Annotated in this window: 1 protein-coding gene; it reads right to left on the bottom strand. The window is 71.7% G+C overall.

Going from position 1 to position 2,668, the window contains the following annotated elements; translation table 11 throughout:
• On the bottom strand, positions 1-2,390 hold a 2,390-nt coding region (locus D7Y15_RS46230), incomplete at its 3' end, for a serine/threonine protein kinase (protein ID WP_233605322.1).
• Positions 2,391-2,668: the final 278 nt, after the last annotated feature.

Below are 2,668 nucleotides of genomic sequence, written 5' to 3'. Positions count from 1 at the left end.
GTGGGGCGGCCGGAGGCGCGCGCCGGGGTGGAGCGTGCGGGAGGCGAGGACTGCTTGCGGCGGGAGGACGGGGAGCGGCGGACCGCGGGCGTCTTCTCGGGGGCCTCTTCGGGAGGCTTGGACGGCACGCGGGAGATGGCCGTCTCGCTGTCGTTCAGCAGGGCCTGCGGCGCGGTGTGGGGCTGGGTGACGCGGAGGCTGTCCTGTGTGGCGGACCGTGAGGGCCGGGGACGGGAGTCCTCGGAGCTGGTGTTCGAGGCGTCGCGAGGAGGGCGGGGACGGGAGTCTTCCGCACCGTTGTGCGAAGCATCGCGGCCAGACCGGGCACGCGCATCGTCCGCGGATCCGTTCGAAGCATCACGGCCAGACCGAGCACGCGCATCGTCCGCGGATCCGCTCGAAGCATCACGGCCAGACCGGGCACGCGCATCGTCGGTGGAGCTATTCGCGGAATCACGGGCAGAACGCGCGCGTGCATCCTCGGATCCATTCGAAGCATCGCGGCCAGACCGGGCACGTGCATCGTCGGCGGAGCTATTCGCGGAATCACGAGGAGGACGGGGACGGGAATCCTCAGCGGACCCATTCGCCGCATCCCGCGCGGATCGGGACCGCGCATCCTCACCGGACGCGCTGAAGGCTTCACGCGGCGGTTTGGGCCGAGCCTCCTCGGGAGGCGCGTTGAGGGCTTCACGCGGCGGACGGGGCCGCGAGTCCTCGGCGGATCCATGGGCCGCGTCACGTCCGGCGCGCGGACGCGGCTCCTCGGAGCCGTTGGCGGAGCGCTGCCGTGCATCGTCCGAGGCTCCAGACCGGGCACGGCCTTCCTCGGACTCCCGTCCACCCCGGGCGCGAGGCTCGTTGGGCGGCGGCACGAAGGCCGGAGGCTCCTTCGCATGGCGCGCCTTCGGTTCCTCGGGAGGCTGCGTGCCCATGCGCGACAGCGGCGTGAGGATGGTCTCCCCCTCGGCATAACCGGGAGACGCCGTCACGGGCGCCGTGATGCGCAGCGATGAATCCAGCATCACCGGAGGCAGGGCCGGCTGGGTGCGCACGCCCGGTTCGGAATCCTCGGGCTGCGCGGACATCTCATTCGTGGGCGGAGGCGGCCGGAGCGGCTCCGTGGGAGGCGACACCCGGCGCGAGGGCGGCATCGCCGCGGGCTTGCGGACCGCCACCTCCTCCGTCGTGTTGCGGCGGCCCCCCGTGGCGGCAGCGGGAGCCGGCGTCGCCTTCGCCGGAGCGGGTGCCTTGGCGGGCGCCGCGGGCGCGCGAGGCGGCAGCGTGGAGGAGATCTGCGGCAGCGCACTCGCGGGCGGAAGCGTGGCCGGCTCCGGGACCTCTCCGCCCCGGGCGAGCACCTGCGCCACCTGCGTCTCGCTGGAGGTGCCGTCCCCGGTAGACTGCCCGCTCATGAGCAGCAGGCGGGTCTGGTCGCGGCGCTCGGTGAACAGCCGCAGCATCAACTCGCTGCTCTGTTCGGGGTGCCAGATGCGCTGTCCCACGGCGCGCTCGATGGCGCGGGCGAACTCCAGCGTGGTGCCGTAGCGGTCCTCGCGCCGTTTCGCGAGCGCCTTGAGGACGATGGCGTCCAGCTCCGGCGGCACTTCCTTGTTCACGCGCGAGGGCGGAGGCACATCGCCGCTCAGCACGGCGTTCATCATGGCTTCGGCGCTCTTCGCGTAGAAGAGGCGCATGCCGGTGAGGCACTCGTGCAGCACCACGCCCAGGCTGAACAGGTCGCTGCGGGCGTCCAGCGGGTCGCCCATGATCTGTTCCGGGGACATGTAGCCGCTGGTGCCCTTCACCATGCCCACGGCGGTGCGGCCCGCGCGCGCCAGGCTCTTGGCGATGCCGAAGTCGAGCAGCTTGGTGACGCCTTCGTACGTCACCATGATGTTCTTCTCGGCGACGTCGCGGTGGACGACGGGCGAGGGCCGGCCCAGCGGGTCGGTGAAGCTGTGCGCGTAGTTGAGCGCCACGGCCGTGTCGCGCACGGCCATCAGGCTCAGGCCCATGGGGATGGGCTCATGGGCGGTGCGGCACGCGCGGGCCACCTCCACCAGCGTGGCGCCCGGGACGAACTCCATGGCGAGGAACAGCTCACCGTCCGCCACGTCCAGGTCGTACACGTGAGCGATGTGCGGGTGGTTGAACGCGGCCGTGACCTTGGCCTCGTCCAGGAACATCCGGACGAACTCCTCCTCGCCGCGGATGTCGGGGAGGATCTGCTTCAGCACCACCATCTTGCGGAAGCCGGCCAGGCCCTTCTGGGCCGCGAGGAAAATCTCCGCCATCCCGCCTGTCGACAGGCGGCAGAGCACCTCGTACTTGCCCAGCACCCGGCCGCGGAACCCGTCCGGGGTGAGCGTCAGCGTCGTCCCAGCCATTGAAGGGGTCCGACTCTACACCGGGGCAGGCACCGGCGCGAAAGGCCCGGACCCCCGTTTCTGGCTGGATGCCAGGGTTTACGAGGATGAGCCTCCGTCCGGGCGAGGACAGGGTTTCTGGGCGGACGCGCGCGAACTGTCCGACACCGGAGGGGCCGCCTCCGGGACGGACGGACAGCGGGAAGGGCGCCGCTACTGTGCGTGCCATGCGGCTGCGAGGGCATCAGTCAGGCAGGTGGGGACGGCGCGTGGGGGCGCTCCTGGGGGTGCTCCTGGGG

This window comes from Corallococcus sp. AB030, from assembly GCF_003668965.1.
Lineage (GTDB): Bacteria > Myxococcota > Myxococcia > Myxococcales > Myxococcaceae > Corallococcus > Corallococcus exiguus.
This window is presented reverse-complemented; position numbering and strand designations above follow the sequence as displayed.